The following is a 14,286-nucleotide window of genomic DNA, read 5'->3' on the forward strand; positions in this document are numbered from 1 at the left end:
TACTATTATAGTGATAAATTTGTGACATGCATAAGCTAAACTTTCCAACATACCCCTTTCGATTCAAAAATAGCGAAAATAAAGTTTTAATTTTTGACATCATTCGTAAAAAGTTTATGGTGTTACAGCCAGAAGAATGGGTGCGTCAAAATTGTATTCATTATTTAATTGAAGATAAAAAATACCCAAAATCGTTAATAAATGTTGAGAAAGCACTTAAAGTTAATGATCTTAAAAAACGCTACGATATTGTAGTTTTTAAATCTAACGGAGACATTAAACTTATTGTTGAATGTAAAGCGCCCAACGTACCGATAAATCAAACTACTTTTGATCAAATTGCGAGATATAATTTAACTTTGAATGCCGATTATCTTATGGTAACTAACGGATTAAATCATTATTATTGTCAGATGGATTTTGAGCATTCACAATACCAATTCCTAAAAGATATACCTGAATATAAACAATGAAAATAGCGGTTGTAATATTAAATTGGAACGGAATACACCTATTAAAACAGTTTTTACCCGCTGTTATAAAGCACTCAGAAAATGCTGATATTTATGTTGCTGATAATGCCTCTACAGATGATTCTATTAAATATTTAAAAACCAACTTCCCAACAGTACATATAATTAAAAACGAATCTAATGGTGGTTTTGCAAAAGGCTATAATGAAGCACTAAAGCATGTAAAAGCTGATGTGTTTTGTCTTTTAAATAGTGATGTTGAAGTTACCGAAAATTGGTTATTACCTATTAAAAAAAGCTTTAATGAAAATCCTGAAACAGCCATTATACAGCCTAAAATTTTAGATTATAACCAAAAAGATTACTTTGAGTACGCTGGAGCTGCTGGTGGTTTTATTGATAAATTTGGGTATCCGTATTGTAGAGGTAGAATTTTTAATACTATTGAAAAAGATATAGGGCAATATAACGATGAGACTCCAATATTTTGGGCCTCTGGTGCTTGCTTATTTATCCGCTCTAAAATATTTAAAGAATTACATGGTTTTGATGAAACCTTTTTTGCACACATGGAAGAAATTGATTTGTGCTGGCGTGCGCAACACAACAACTATAACGTTTTTTATAATGGTAAAGCTGTGGTATACCATGTTGGTGGCGCCACATTAAGTAACTCTAACCCTAAAAAAACCTATTTAAATTTTAGAAATAGCTTATTTACTTTAGTAAAAAACGCTGAAGGAAATATTCTTATTATAGTATTTTTAAGGTTAGTATTAGATGGTATAGCTGGTATTAAATTTTTAGTAGAGTTTAAATTTGCGCATTTTATAGCTATTATAAAAGCACATTTTAGTTTTTATGCATCAATTAATTACCTATTAAGAAAGCGAAAAATTAATAAACCTCAATTTAAATACTATCAAACAACATCGATAGTTTGGGACTATTTTATAAATAAAAAAAGAAAATATAAAAGTTTATAACTTGGTTAGTAAAAGTTTTGTTAACAGTTCTTAATTCAACCGTTTTTTATATATTTTTGTCAATATCATTTGGTAATTATTTAATTCAAAAATCTAACTATTTATTATGAAAAAAGTATTGTTACTTAGCTTATCTGCACTATTTGCATTAAGTTCTTGTGTGTCTAAAAAAGAATTTTTAGCACTTGAAGAAAAGCAAAAAGAAACTCAAGATTTATTAAACTCTGCTACGGTAAAATTAAACTCTTGTTTAGAAGAAAGAGCTTCTGCAACAGCTAAGGTTTCTGTTTTACAAGATAGAGTTAATGATTTAAAAGATGCCAATGATAACCTAGGAATAATTTCTGCTAAAGGTGCAAGTAATGTCGAAAAAACCTTAGAGAGTTTAAAAGAAAAAGATTTAAAAATTACACGTTTACAAGATGCGTTAACACAAAAAGATAGTGTTACGTTAGCATTAGTTACTAGCTTTAAGCGCGAAGTTGGTATTAATGATCCAGATATTGAGGTGAATGTTGAAAAGGGTGTTGTATTTATATCAATATCAGACAAATTATTATTTAAAAGTGGTAGCTACAATGTAACTTCTAAAGCTAAAGAAGTATTAGCTAAAGTTGCTAAAGTTGTTAATGCTAAACCAGATTTTGAGTGTATGGTTGAAGGCCATACAGATAGCAGATCTTTCTCTAGCGGTGTTTTAATAGATAATTGGGATTTAAGTGTAAAGCGTGCTACATCTATTATTCGTGTTTTAGAAGATTTAGAAGTAAATCCAGGACGATTAATTGCTGCAGGTCGTAGCTCTTATGTGCCATTAGTTGATAACGAAACTGCTGAAAATAGAGCAACTAACAGACGTACAAGAATAGTAGTACTGCCTAAACTAGATCAATTTTACGAATTGGTTGAGAAAGAGATGAAAAATCTTGAAGCTGGAGGACAATAGCATTTAAAAAACATATTTACGTGTTAAAGCTCAACTTTAAAAGTTGAGCTTTTTCTTTTTTATACTATTTTAGGGTAACCCTAAATGTGTTTTTTTAGTTATTTAAATTTGATAAATTTAAACCTATAACTATTTAAGCAGTCGCTCTCCACGTAAATTATTTGTAAAATAGATGATGTAATAAAACGCATATGTCACCTCGGTTATCTGGCATAACGTATTTTAACGGCTGCTTGTTACAAGCATAAAAAAATTATTAGCTCGTGGTTTAGTCCATATGTAATCTATAAAATCAATAGCATTTTTTACAAAAAAAAGCCATAGAAGCAAAAGCTTCTATGGCTTAATTTTTAGTTGTAAATTCACTTTTTAATTAAATAAAACAACTAAAAATTAATATAAATCTAATATTACAAAAGCAATACCATATTTACGCCATGAGTTTAGTTTAACACCTATTCCTGTAGTACTTCTCCACCAATCGTTATAATAATGTCCCATTGGTTGTGGTTGGTCTCCATTATAAGTAGACGGATAGTAAATTGTAGACCATACGCTTCTTACACTACGTCCTGGGAAATCAATCCAAACATCGGTATCACCTACATCAAAACCAGAAATCCATAAGGCTACTTGTTTTCCACTAATTCTAGAAGCCATTTTAATAATCCCCTGTCGTTGAGAGCCAAAATCTTCACTATTATAAATAGCTTGACCTGAAAAAGAATCAGACATACTTTTGAATATTTGAGCCTGCGGATAATTGACATTAGAAGCTGTAGAATTAAAAAGCCCTAAACCAGGTAAAGTGCTATTTTCTGGAGCCCAATAAGCTGCAGCATTAGAGTTTGTTCTAGCAAATTTATGAAACATATCTACCATAATATTTGCAGCCTGAGCATATACTCTATTATTGTTATAAGCTTTTGAAGGTGCCCATTCTGATTGTGTTACATAATTTCTACCTAGATAATATTTACAATCATTAATTAAATTTTCTAAATTATTTAAGTTGTGAGTAAAACTATTATATCCAGCATAAGGGTGTAAGGCACTACCATCTATATTATTTAATTCATTTCCAAAAATAGTTTTTATAGTACCAAATTCTGAAGGCACAGTATAGTCACCATTCACAAGAATTTTAAAATCGTTACCGTAGCGTTGTTTTAAGTGTCTTGCTAAAAGTTTAGCTATTTGTCCGTATTTTCTAACCTTATCAAAGCGAGAAACACCGCCACCCCACTGTAGCCACCATTCGTTTCCTATTTCTACATAATCTATTCTATAGGCTCCTACTCTATCTATAATTGTATTCGCTTTAGTTTTTAAGGTTTGTATTGCTGCCCACCAAGTTGGGTCCCACAATGGACGGTTCATAGCATCAACAGTAGGTATCACTATCGATAATACACCAATATCATTATTAATAAGAGAATTTACAGAAGCTCCTGCTTGGGCTGGTGTGTTATTCCAACCTGGAGTAGTATTAGTATTAGCATCGTAGTATTCAGACTCCCATCCGCCTGGGTAACGCAATCCGTTACCACTAATATTTCGCATTGAAGGAATAAAATTACGATTAAAATCGCTATCTGGAATAAAACGCCAATCGTTATTTGCCCCAAAAAGACCATAATTTATATTCCTCCTATCGTTAGTATTTACCCTAAATACAGTCCATTGAGGCGCAGCATTTGATTTTGATGTGATACTAGTAGCATCTTTAGTTGGCTTCTCTCCTGGTGCTTCAACAGGTGGTCTAGGCTCATATTTGTTTTCTAATATATTAAAACTGTTCTCTGCAATTTTCTCAAAAGGAATATCGTCTTCAGCAGTTTCAATACCTACATTAGGATCTGTATTGTCTGCAATTTCATTTTCACAAGCTGTTATACTCACAAAAAAAGCAATTAATAATAAGCGCCCTACTGTGGGCAAAAATTTTAAAGATTTCATAATTTAATTTTGTTTAGTTAAAATAATAGTTCCAAATATAATTGCCGTTTGAATTAAAAATATAGACAAAAACACCTAATATATTAACAAAATACTTTTTTGTTAAAAATTTGTTAATTTTTGTTTAACGTTTTTGATAAATAGTTAAATAAAACGTTATGATTTTAAGAATATCATAAAATTTTATACTAATTTTTAAAGTTCTATCTGTATTTGTGGATGGTGGCAAATTTATTTTTGTCGCCTTTTTTTGTGATACATTTTAAACATATCCTAGTTCTAAAAAAATTAAGAAATTAACATGGTTTGAGGAGGACTTTAAAGTAGGAAAATAAAATATAAACACCTCATTTTTCCTAAAAAAAAGACTAAGGTTTCTTCTGCGCTAAGGATTGAAGTGGCATCCTTTATGCGAAGCTTTACCATTAACAATATAGTCCCTTTTAAAGTTAATAGCCTTAAATAGCTAGGTTTTACAGATTATAGAATAGCTTCGCAGAAAGATATAACGGAAAGCCTGACCCCTTGTGGGTAGCGCCCAAAAAAATTAAAAAATATCTGAATCGCCCTTACCTTGCCTGATGATTTCTGGTTTGCCTTCTGATAAATCGATAACTGTTGAAGGCTCGTTATCGCCGTAACCGCCATCTATGACTAAGTCTACGAGGTTATTCCATTTTTCAAGAATTAATTCTGGATCGGTAGTGTATTCCAAAATTTCATCTTCATCATGGATAGAGGTTGAAATAATAGGGTTACCCAATTGTTTTACAATATCTAAAGCAATAGTATTATTTGGCACCCTAATACCTACCGTTTTACGTTTTTTGAAAGGGTTTGGTAGTGTTTTAGACCCAGGAAGTATAAACGTATATGGCCCAGGAAGGGCGCGTTTAAGTATTTTAAAAGTTGTGGTATCTATTTGTTTAACGTAATCGCTTAAATTACTAAGATCATGGCATACGAATGAAAAGTTTGATTTTTCGAGCTTTAGGCCTTTAATTCGTGCTACTTTTTCTAAAGCTTTAATATTAGTAATATCGCAGCCTAAACCGTATACGGTATCGGTAGGATAAATAATGAGTCCGCCCTTTTTTAAAACCTTTACTACAGTATCAATTGCTTTAGGGTTAGGATTTTCTTCGTATATTTTAATAAATTGAGCCATAATATTTACCTTGCACTTATAATTACAAAGTAATTAAAAAAAAGTTTGCAACAAATTATAAAACAGTATAACGCAACAAACAGTATGCAATAGCGTTAAAATTATAAAATCTTTAAAAAAAGTATTTGTTTAATACTTTTTAAAAATTGAACTAAAGATACACTTAAAGACTTGTAAGTGTTTACAAAACAATAGATTTATGAGTAAATTAAAATTATTTTTTATTGGTATTTTATGTGGTATTATACACACCTCTTGCACAAACGACACTACAATTGATCCTGTAATTCCTAGCGCTATTATTGATACCAGCAAAGCGTATGAAGCGTTTGGTGTGTCTTATGGTGATGATGACAAACAAGAGTTTGATTTGTACCTTCCAGCTAATAGAACTGTAGCTACAAAAACTATAATACTAGTGCATGGTGGCGGATGGAGAGCTGGCGATAAAAGCGATATGGAGCCTATTAAACTTCTTATTTCTAACGAGATACCTGATGTTGCTATAGTAAACATGAATTATAAGCTTGCAGATGACGACAACCCGCCATACCCCATGCAAATTAATGATATAACGCGTGTAGTGGATTTTTTAAAGGATAACCAAACCAAATATTCTATTTCTGAAGACATAGGTTTTATTGGCACTAGTGCTGGCGCACACTTAGCACTATTATGGAGTTATGCTTTTGACAGTAACCGTAAAGTAGATATGGTTTGTAGTATTGTTGGGCCTACTAATTTTACAGATCCGTCGTATTTAAACAATACAGACCCTACAGTCCAAGGGTTATTGGATTTGTTTGAAATTGGCACAGATACAGGTTTTTTAGAAGAGGTAAGTCCGTTTCATCAAGTAACAGCTTCTGCGCCTCCTACTATTTTATTTTATGGCGGACAAGATCCATTAATTCCTACCTCACAAGGGATAGACCTAAGAGATAAATTACAAAATTTAGGCGTAACGCATGAGTTTACCTTATATGAAAATGAAGGCCATGGTTGGGATGGTTTAGCATTATTAGATACATGGACAAAATTAGATGCTTTTATAAAGCTTTATCTCTAATTTTGTAGCACCTACCCAATAACCTCTAACTTCGCAAAGCGCAATAACAATTTTTTGTTTCCACCAGTTTCAAACTTAATTTCTGCTTTTGTATCTGCACCTTTACCTTCTATCTTAAGCACTTCGCCTTTACCAAAACGGATATGCTTTACAATATTACCAGCAGCGAGTTTACTATCAAACAGATTAGAATTTCCACTAGTTGTTTTAGAAACAGGTTTTAAATTTTTAGGTGTTGATACTTGAAATTTTTCGGCTTCTTTTTTAGTAGCCCCTTTTTTAGGCTGGTAGTGTTTTGCTGGTTTAAATCGGATTCTATTTGGAGATGCCACTTTATTAGGTTCTACATCACCAAAAATACTAGCATCTAACATGGGATTATAACGGCGCTCCTCTATTGGGGTTACAATATCTAAATACTGTTCGTCTATTTCTTCAATAAACCGACTTGGTTCTGCATCAATTAATTTTCCCCAACGGTATCTAGATAAGGCATACGTTAAATAGGCCTGTTTTTCAGCTCTAGTTAATGCCACATAAAATAAGCGACGCTCCTCCTCTAGTTCACTACGCGTATTCATACTCATAGCACTTGGAAATAAATCTTCTTCTAAACCAACTACAAATACATAGGGAAACTCTAGACCTTTAGCTAAGTGAATTGTCATTAACGCCACATGGTCACTATCGCCTTTATCTTTATCCATATCTGTAGCGAGTGCCACATCTTCTAAAAATTCTGCTAAGGATCCTGTAGCATCAGCTATTTCTATTTGCCCTTCTACAAAATCCTTCATACCATTAAGGAGTTCCTCAATGTTTTCCATTTTAATAACACCTTCTGGTGTACCATCTTTATTAAATTCGCGAATTAAACCGCTACTTTTAGTCACATGGTCTGCCAATTCAAAAACATCAGCAGTTTGGTTCATAACTTGGTAACTCTCTATAAGTGTTGCAAAATTCTCAAGTTTTGTTTTAGTGCCAGAATTTATTTTAATATCTACTTTATCGATGTTTTTAATCACATCAAAAATAGTGCGCCCATACCCATTTGCAGCCACTATTAACTTATCAATAGTAGTTTGCCCTATACCACGAGGCGGAAAGTTTATAATACGCTTAAGGGCCTCTTCGTCTGCTGGGTTTATCACCAAACGCAAATAAGATAATACATCTTTAATTTCTTTACGTTGGTAAAAAGATAAGCCACCATAAATACGGTATTTTATATCTCGTTTTCTAAGCGCATCCTCAATAGCACGCGATTGCGCATTGGTGCGGTACAACACTGCAAAATCGCTATTGGGCACGTGAGCCTCCATTTTAGTCTCAAAAATAGTACTTGCCACATAACGCCCTTCGTCTCCATCAGTTAAAGACCGGTTTACTTTTATTTTTTCGCCTTCATCATTAGCTGTCCAAACTATTTTATCAAGCTTAGTTTGGTTTTTATCTATAATAGAATTTGCTGCATTTACTATGTTTTTTGTAGAGCGGTAATTTTGTTCTAAACGAAACACTTTTACATCATCATAATCCTTCTGAAAGTTTAAAATATTATTAATATTCGCGCCACGGAAAGCATAAATACTTTGCGCATCATCACCTACAACACATATATTTTGGAATTTATCAGATAATGCTCTCACAATTAAGTATTGAGAATGGTTGGTATCTTGATACTCGTCCACCAAAATATACTTAAACCGGTTTTGATATTTTGCTAAAACCTCTGGAAAACGTGTTAAAAGCTCATTAGTTTTTAATAACAGATCGTCAAAATCCATAGCACCCGCTTTAAAACAACGCTCTACATAGGCTTTGTAAATATCGCCCATTCTTGGGCGACGCGCCATAGCATCGGCTTCAATTAATTCTGGGTTCTGAAAATAAGCCCTAACAGTGATTAAACTGTTTTTATAAGAAGAAATTCGGGAGCGAATTTGTTTGTATTTGTAAATATCCTTATCCAAATTCATTTCCTTGATAATGGCAGAAATTAATTTATTAGAATCTTGCGTGTCATAAATGGTGAAATTGCTAGGATACCCTAACCTATCTGCTTCAATACGTAAAATTTTTGCAAATACAGAGTGAAACGTTCCCATCCATAGGTTTTTTGCTTCACTAGCACCTACAATAGATGCAATACGCTCTTTCATTTCGCGTGCTGCTTTATTGGTAAAGGTTAAGGATAAAATATTAAAAGGATCTATACCTTTACTCATCATGTAAGCAATACGAAATGTAAGTACACGCGTTTTTCCAGATCCTGCACCCGCAATGACTATCATTGGGCCTTCAATCTGTATGGTTGGCTCTAATTGTGCGCTATTTAATTGCTCTAAATATTCTTTCAAGATATCTTCTTTTTCAACACGTGAAAATAACCAATGTTTATGGCATATTTAATTTGAATTGTCAATAATTATAAACAATTCTTTTTAATATATTTTTTGAATATCTTTAAGGCTTTAAAAAAATATATGGAAACAGTTTTTGACGTTATTAAGGATTTACCGTGGTGGTTATGGATTATAGTTGTTTTAGCCATAATCACACTTAGAGATATCTTACAACGAAGACATACTATTATTCATAATTTTCCTTTAGTAGGCCATATTCGCTATATGCTAGAAAGTATTGGCCCAGAGATGCGTCAATATTTTGTGGCTAATAATAGAGAAGAACTCCCTTTTAATAGAATTGAACGTGGTTGGGTATACGCCTCTGCTAAAAAAGAAAATAATTATGAAGGATTTGGAACAGACAGAGACATACATGCGCACCAACACATTTTTATAAATAATGCTATGATGCCTTTTAAAGTTAAAGATGAGCACCCGCACAAAACAGATAACACATTTCTACCATGTGCTAAAGTAATTGGAGCTTATAACAAACGAAAAAGACCGTACAGGCCAGCATCAGTAATCAACATATCAGCAATGAGTTATGGATCGTTATCTGCAAAAGCTATAGATTCTTTAAACAAAGGTGCCGCCTTAGCCGATGCGTATCATAATACAGGAGAAGGAGGTTTATCACCTTATCACAGTAATGGTGGTGATGTAATGTTCCATTTTGGAACAGGCTATTTTGGTGTGCGTACTAAAGAAGGTGGTTTTTCTATGGAAAAAATGATAAAACTAGTTGAGGAAAATAGATTTATAAGAGCTATAGAAGTAAAATTATCTCAAGGTGCAAAACCAGGAAAAGGTGGTGTACTTCCTGGAAAAAAAATATCAAAAGAAATAGCAGAAATACGCGGTGTTGATATTGGAAAAACAGTACTCTCACCGCCTACTCACAAAGCATTTTCTAATGTTCCAGAAATGCTTGATTTTATTGAAGCTATAGCTGAAAATACAGGTTTACCCGTAGGGATTAAAGCCGCTATTGGAAAATTAGACCAGTGGGAAGAATTAGCAGATTTTATGCTAAAAACGGGTAAAGGCCCAGATTTTATTACAATAGATGGTGGCGAAGGCGGTACAGGTGCAGCACCACCGAGTTTTGCAGACCATGTATCCCTACCATGGGTATATGGGTTTGCCAAAATTTACAAACTATTTAAATCTAAAGGATTAATACATCGTGTTGTATTTATTGGTAGTGGGAAATTAGGGTTTCCTGCTAAAGCCGCTATGGCATTTGCGATGGGTATTGACTGTATTAACGTAGCACGCGAAGCCATGATGAGTATTGGTTGTATACAGGCCCAAATTTGCCATACTAATCGGTGTCCTGCTGGTGTTGCAACACAAAACAAATGGTTGCAAAATGGAATTGACCCAACTTTAAAATCTATACGTTTAGCGCAGTATTTTAAGACATTTAAAAAAGAATTGATAGAAATAACCCATGCTGCTGGATACGAACACCCTTGTGAGTTTAAAATGAATGATATTTCAATGAATGTAGATGATCAAAATTTGTCTAAAACATTAGATAAAGCTTACATGTATACAAAACAAACAGTACCGTTTGATGGTATGCAACATCTTAAAGATTGTGAGCATTTAGGTGGCATAAAAAAACAACCATAAAATAACATTAAAACAGTTCTACACTATGGATTCTAGCAGAATTATAGATTTATTTTTATTTACACTTCCCACCTTAATTACTGGAGGTATTGCTTACTATTTTTTTAAAACACATACAGAAAATGAAGATGGGCGACGTAGATTTTTATTAAAGAAAGATTTACAAGCTACATCTGTACCACTACGTCTTCAAGCCTATGAAAGACTAACACTTTTTTTAGAACGCATTTCTCCAAATAAATTACTGCTTAGAGTTACTCCAACATCTTCAGATAAAGATGCTTACGAATCTTTATTAATAGAAAGCATTCAACAAGAAATGGAACATAATCTAACCCAACAAATTTACGTAAGCGAGAAATGTTGGAGTGTAATAAGCACTGCCAAAAGCGCTACAGTTCAACTAATAAGAAAAGCCAATTTATCTGAAAAAACGGATTCAGCTAATAAATTAAGGGAAGTGCTTTTAACAGAAATGATGGAGCGTCACTCCCCTAGCGATGCAGCTATTTCTATATTAAAAGAAGAAGTTAGAGATATGTGGTAAGACTATTTATCCTCAAGACGTAATTCGTTTGATTTGGCATTCTCACTTTTAAGTTTAGCATATTCCCAACCTTGCTCCCACCATGATGTCATTAGTTTTTTATTAAAAATCAATGAGTTTTCGGTAAGTTTAGAAGGCGTATAAAATAAATTAAGCTGTACATTTCGATGTTTTGCTGCTAACTTACCAATAGTAATATCGTTTCGCTCTAACTGATCGGTTAGGTGTCCAAATAAATTAATCATTAACGAAAATGGATTTTTACCTAACACCTTATTATACTCCATAGTTTCAGATTCTAACACTATAGCATCAACTTCAGTAGCACCTCGTAAAATAGCTTCACGTATGGGTATTACACAACCCAAACCACCATCGGCATATTCAAAATCATTTTTTTTAACTAGTGACATAAAAGGAATATAGTTACAGGAAATCCAAATCCATTCGCAAAACTCTTCATAACTATAATCTTTTATAGACTTATACTCTACTCTATTTTTAGACAAATTAGACACTGTAACAACTACATCTTCCTTAGTGCTTATAATTTTATCAAAATCTGTTTTAGAAAAGTTTTTTTTAATGTGCCGTTTTAACGATTTGCTTTCACCAAACGTACGTTTCATTTTAATAAATTGCCAAAGCGTATTTATAAAATCAATAGATACAAATTCTCTATTTCCTTTTCTTCGTATCGTAAAAGGGTTTACACTAAAAATATCTTTTTGGTTTACATTAGTGTAAATATGATATAGTTTATCAATTTCTCCAGCGGCCAAGTGTGGCACTAACAGACTCCCTGTAGAAGTGCCTAAAAACATGTCGTATTCTCGTTTTTCAACCTCCATTAAGTATTGCGCAACACCACCAGCGTATGCGCCTTTACTTCCTCCTCCTGATATTACTAGAGCTTTCATAAAAATTATTAATGGATAAATATAATCAATAAGTCTTCATATTGAAGTCGTCATTACATAAATATTAATTTATAAGCTCAAAACATATACTTTTTTGAGGATTATGTATCAATACATTACTGAAGAACATAAGTTATTTCTGTGCTAAAAGCGATTTAGAAAACTGTTTAAATCGCCAATTGTGATGTGTTGTAGCTTGCTTTAAATTACTTGTACACTCATCATTACACGCTTTAATTTGATGTAAATATTGAAATGCTTTTTGGCGGACTTCAAAACCGTATTTCGGACTTGTATACTCTGTAAGTTCTTGAAAATATCGCGATTTATTCTCTGGCTGAAAACCTTCTGTGACCAAAGCCAAAGTTAACCAAAGTGTTCTCACATTTTTATCATTAAAGCCTATAATATCTTTAGTTTGATTCAAATATTTAAATCTATCTTCTGGAAAATTAACCCATAAATTGAATAAAGCCGTTTCTATAGTGATATACGATTTGTCATTTAAGAGTGATTCGTAATCTTCTTTTAATTCTGAAGGAATATCCACAAGACTACTTGCAATAGCTTGACGGACTTTTAAATCTTTAGAATTAAATATACTTTTGGGAATATTCCCTTTAAGGTTTTTTATGACTTCAGATTTTAAAAAAGAATTATCAAAAGATTTTAAATACTTAAAACAAGCAGCTTCATTTGTATCACATTCCAATTGTATATATCCTTTATAGGGAATTGATGTTAAAAAGAAAAAACCTTCCATGTCGTGATATTCAAGTTCTGAAGATGTTAACCATTTTGCAACAAACTCATCCAAACTCTCCCCACTAGCCTGCTCCACTTCACTAATAAAATCATCAGTCTCAACATTTTTAAACCGATGCTTTTTTAGATAATTTTTCACAGCTTTCCTAAAAGCATTATCACCTACTTGCTCTCGCAACAAATGTAATACCCACGCTCCTTTTTTGTAAAACGTAGTACTGCTCGATTTTGAATCTAATAAGGATGTGCTTTGTCCTGCTTTATCTTGCGCTTTTAACTCTTGTGCGTATTCATAGAGTTGCCAATAGTAATAATCGTCTCCAAAAATTTCTTTTTCAGCTAATAAGGCGTAATACGTTGCAAATCCTTCTTGCAACCAATGGTGTGTTCCAGAAGTGGCAGTTACCATATCACCAAACCATTGATGTGCAAGCTCATGCGCATTAATGTTTACAAAATTTTTATCTATAAACGCAATAGAATCCACCACAAAACTGTCGGAATAAATATTTAGACTTGTGTTTTCCATTCCAGCATACAAAAAATCTTTAACCGGCACCATTTTATAATTTTGCCAAGGATATGGCACCCCTATTTCTTTTTCTAAAACATCAAATAGCTGTTTGGTGTAGCGGTAGGTAGGTTCAAATTTTAGAGTATCCTCTGGATAATAATACATTTCTAAAGGCACACCACTTTTTGAATATTCTACGTTTTTATTGTATTTACCAATGGCTAAAGCGACTAAATAACTGGGCATTGGGTGTTTCATGTCGTAATGCCATGTTATTGTGGAATCGTTGATATGTTTATTTGTTAAATCGCCATTGGCAATAACTTCATAATTGTTATCAAAAGTAACAGACAAATCAAACTCAACCTTCTCATTCATATCATCAATAGATGGCAGCCAATTACTGGTGTATTTCCCTTGACCTTGAGTCCAAATTTGTTTATTTCCGTTTTGGTGTTCCCAATCAATAAAATAAAGTGCTTTTTTAGGTTGCGTAACAAAACTAATAACAACCTGATGCTGTTCTCCTTTTTTAAATGTTTTTTTTATAACAAGTTGCTTGCCATTATAGTTATGGTATATCTTTTCATCAAGCAAACCTTCAATATGTTTAAAATTTTGAGCATCTAAATAAATAGAATCTACATCTTTTAAAATATCAAAAGTATAAGTAATAAAACCTTCAACTTGTTTTACTTCAGAAGATAGACTAATACTTGCCTTGGCTTTCTTAAAATCAACATATTCAGTTTGTTGTGCGAATAAAACATTTACGCAACAACATAATAAAAGAAGAATTTGCTTCATACGGATAAAACTATCAAAGATTACTCCAAAAAACAAAAATTAGACACTCAATGTATCGAGCATCTAATTTTATACGTTTC

At 32.6% G+C, this 14,286-nt stretch carries 11 protein-coding genes; 6 read left to right on the top strand and 5 right to left on the bottom strand.

From position 1 onward, the window contains the following. Nucleotides 1-26: 26 nt before the first annotated feature. From ACKGJY_RS01965 to ACKGJY_RS01975, 3 genes are all read left to right on the top strand, one after another. Entirely contained in the window at nucleotides 27-473 is a 447-nt protein-coding gene (locus ACKGJY_RS01965; protein WP_413972162.1) for a type I restriction enzyme HsdR N-terminal domain-containing protein, read from the top strand. Next, entirely contained in the window at nucleotides 470-1,459 is a 990-nt protein-coding gene (locus tag ACKGJY_RS01970) for a glycosyltransferase family 2 protein (protein WP_413972163.1), read from the top strand. The genes ACKGJY_RS01965 and ACKGJY_RS01970 overlap by 4 nt, the downstream gene beginning before the upstream one ends. 106 nt (nucleotides 1,460-1,565) lie before the next feature. Then, nucleotides 1,566-2,405 carry a flagellar motor protein MotB gene (locus tag ACKGJY_RS01975; RefSeq protein ID WP_413972164.1) on the top strand — a complete coding sequence of 280 codons (840 nt, stop codon included), beginning with the start codon at nucleotides 1,566-1,568 and terminating at the stop codon, nucleotides 2,403-2,405. Nucleotides 2,406-2,798: 393 nt separating this feature from the next. Here the strand turns inward: ACKGJY_RS01975 and ACKGJY_RS01980 are convergent, their stop codons facing one another. Together ACKGJY_RS01980 and ACKGJY_RS01985 are read right to left on the bottom strand one after the other, a co-directional pair. Continuing rightward, nucleotides 2,799-4,364 (bottom strand): hypothetical protein, encoded by a 1,566-nt coding sequence (locus ACKGJY_RS01980; RefSeq protein WP_413972165.1) that lies wholly within the window; start codon nucleotides 4,362-4,364, stop codon nucleotides 2,799-2,801. A gap of 547 nt (nucleotides 4,365-4,911) precedes the next feature. Beyond that, nucleotides 4,912-5,532 carry an L-threonylcarbamoyladenylate synthase gene (locus ACKGJY_RS01985; protein ID WP_413972166.1) on the bottom strand — a complete coding sequence of 207 codons (621 nt, stop codon included), beginning with the start codon at nucleotides 5,530-5,532 and terminating at the stop codon, nucleotides 4,912-4,914. Nucleotides 5,533-5,689: 157 nt separating this feature from the next. On the opposite strand from ACKGJY_RS01985, the gene ACKGJY_RS01990 reads away from it, so the two are divergent. After that, nucleotides 5,690-6,601: an alpha/beta hydrolase fold domain-containing protein gene (locus ACKGJY_RS01990; RefSeq protein WP_413972459.1), complete on the top strand. Its 912-nt coding sequence runs from the start codon at nucleotides 5,690-5,692 to the stop codon at nucleotides 6,599-6,601. 11 nt (nucleotides 6,602-6,612) lie between these two features. On the opposite strand, the gene ACKGJY_RS01995 is transcribed toward ACKGJY_RS01990, so the two are convergent. Next, a complete protein-coding gene (locus tag ACKGJY_RS01995; RefSeq protein ID WP_413972167.1) occupies nucleotides 6,613-8,964 on the bottom strand; it encodes an ATP-dependent helicase in 2,352 nt (783 codons plus the stop codon). Nucleotides 8,965-9,090: 126 nt separating this feature from the next. Between ACKGJY_RS01995 and ACKGJY_RS02000 the strand changes: the two genes are divergently transcribed. Together ACKGJY_RS02000 and ACKGJY_RS02005 are read left to right on the top strand one after the other, a co-directional pair. Further along, complete coding sequence (locus ACKGJY_RS02000) at nucleotides 9,091-10,653, top strand: FMN-binding glutamate synthase family protein (RefSeq protein WP_413972168.1); 1,563 nt, start codon at nucleotides 9,091-9,093, stop codon at nucleotides 10,651-10,653. A gap of 25 nt (nucleotides 10,654-10,678) precedes the next feature. Further along, complete coding sequence (locus tag ACKGJY_RS02005) at nucleotides 10,679-11,200, top strand: hypothetical protein (RefSeq protein WP_413972169.1); 522 nt, start codon at nucleotides 10,679-10,681, stop codon at nucleotides 11,198-11,200. A gap of 2 nt (nucleotides 11,201-11,202) precedes the next feature. On the opposite strand, the gene ACKGJY_RS02010 is transcribed toward ACKGJY_RS02005, so the two are convergent. Together ACKGJY_RS02010 and ACKGJY_RS02015 are read right to left on the bottom strand one after the other, a co-directional pair. Further along, nucleotides 11,203-12,120 (bottom strand): patatin-like phospholipase family protein, encoded by a 918-nt coding sequence (locus tag ACKGJY_RS02010; protein WP_413972170.1) that lies wholly within the window; start codon nucleotides 12,118-12,120, stop codon nucleotides 11,203-11,205. Nucleotides 12,121-12,253: 133 nt separating this feature from the next. Beyond that, nucleotides 12,254-14,206, bottom strand: a complete 1,953-nt coding sequence (locus tag ACKGJY_RS02015) for a M1 family metallopeptidase (RefSeq protein WP_413972171.1) — start codon at nucleotides 14,204-14,206, stop codon at nucleotides 12,254-12,256. Between the last annotated feature and the right edge of the window lie 80 nt (nucleotides 14,207-14,286).

Source organism: Hyunsoonleella sp. 2307UL5-6 (assembly GCF_047345485.1).
Lineage (GTDB): Bacteria > Bacteroidota > Bacteroidia > Flavobacteriales > Flavobacteriaceae > Jejuia.

Excerpts from the sequence above, each read along its gene's own strand:
- ACKGJY_RS02015 (WP_413972171.1), bottom strand. The coding sequence starts at position 14,206 with ATGAAGCAAATTCTTCTTTTATTATGTTGTTGCGTAAATGTTTTATTC.
- ACKGJY_RS02000 (WP_413972168.1), top strand. The coding sequence starts at position 9,091 with ATGGAAACAGTTTTTGACGTTATTAAGGATTTACCGTGGTGGTTATGG.
- ACKGJY_RS01965 (WP_413972162.1), top strand. The coding sequence starts at position 27 with ATGCATAAGCTAAACTTTCCAACATACCCCTTTCGATTCAAAAATAGC.
- ACKGJY_RS02005 (WP_413972169.1), top strand. The coding sequence starts at position 10,679 with ATGGATTCTAGCAGAATTATAGATTTATTTTTATTTACACTTCCCACC.
- ACKGJY_RS01985 (WP_413972166.1), bottom strand. The coding sequence starts at position 5,532 with ATGGCTCAATTTATTAAAATATACGAAGAAAATCCTAACCCTAAAGCA.
- ACKGJY_RS01975 (WP_413972164.1), top strand. The coding sequence starts at position 1,566 with ATGAAAAAAGTATTGTTACTTAGCTTATCTGCACTATTTGCATTAAGT.
- ACKGJY_RS01970 (WP_413972163.1), top strand. The coding sequence starts at position 470 with ATGAAAATAGCGGTTGTAATATTAAATTGGAACGGAATACACCTATTA.
- ACKGJY_RS02010 (WP_413972170.1), bottom strand. The coding sequence starts at position 12,120 with ATGAAAGCTCTAGTAATATCAGGAGGAGGAAGTAAAGGCGCATACGCT.
- ACKGJY_RS01980 (WP_413972165.1), bottom strand. The coding sequence starts at position 4,364 with ATGAAATCTTTAAAATTTTTGCCCACAGTAGGGCGCTTATTATTAATT.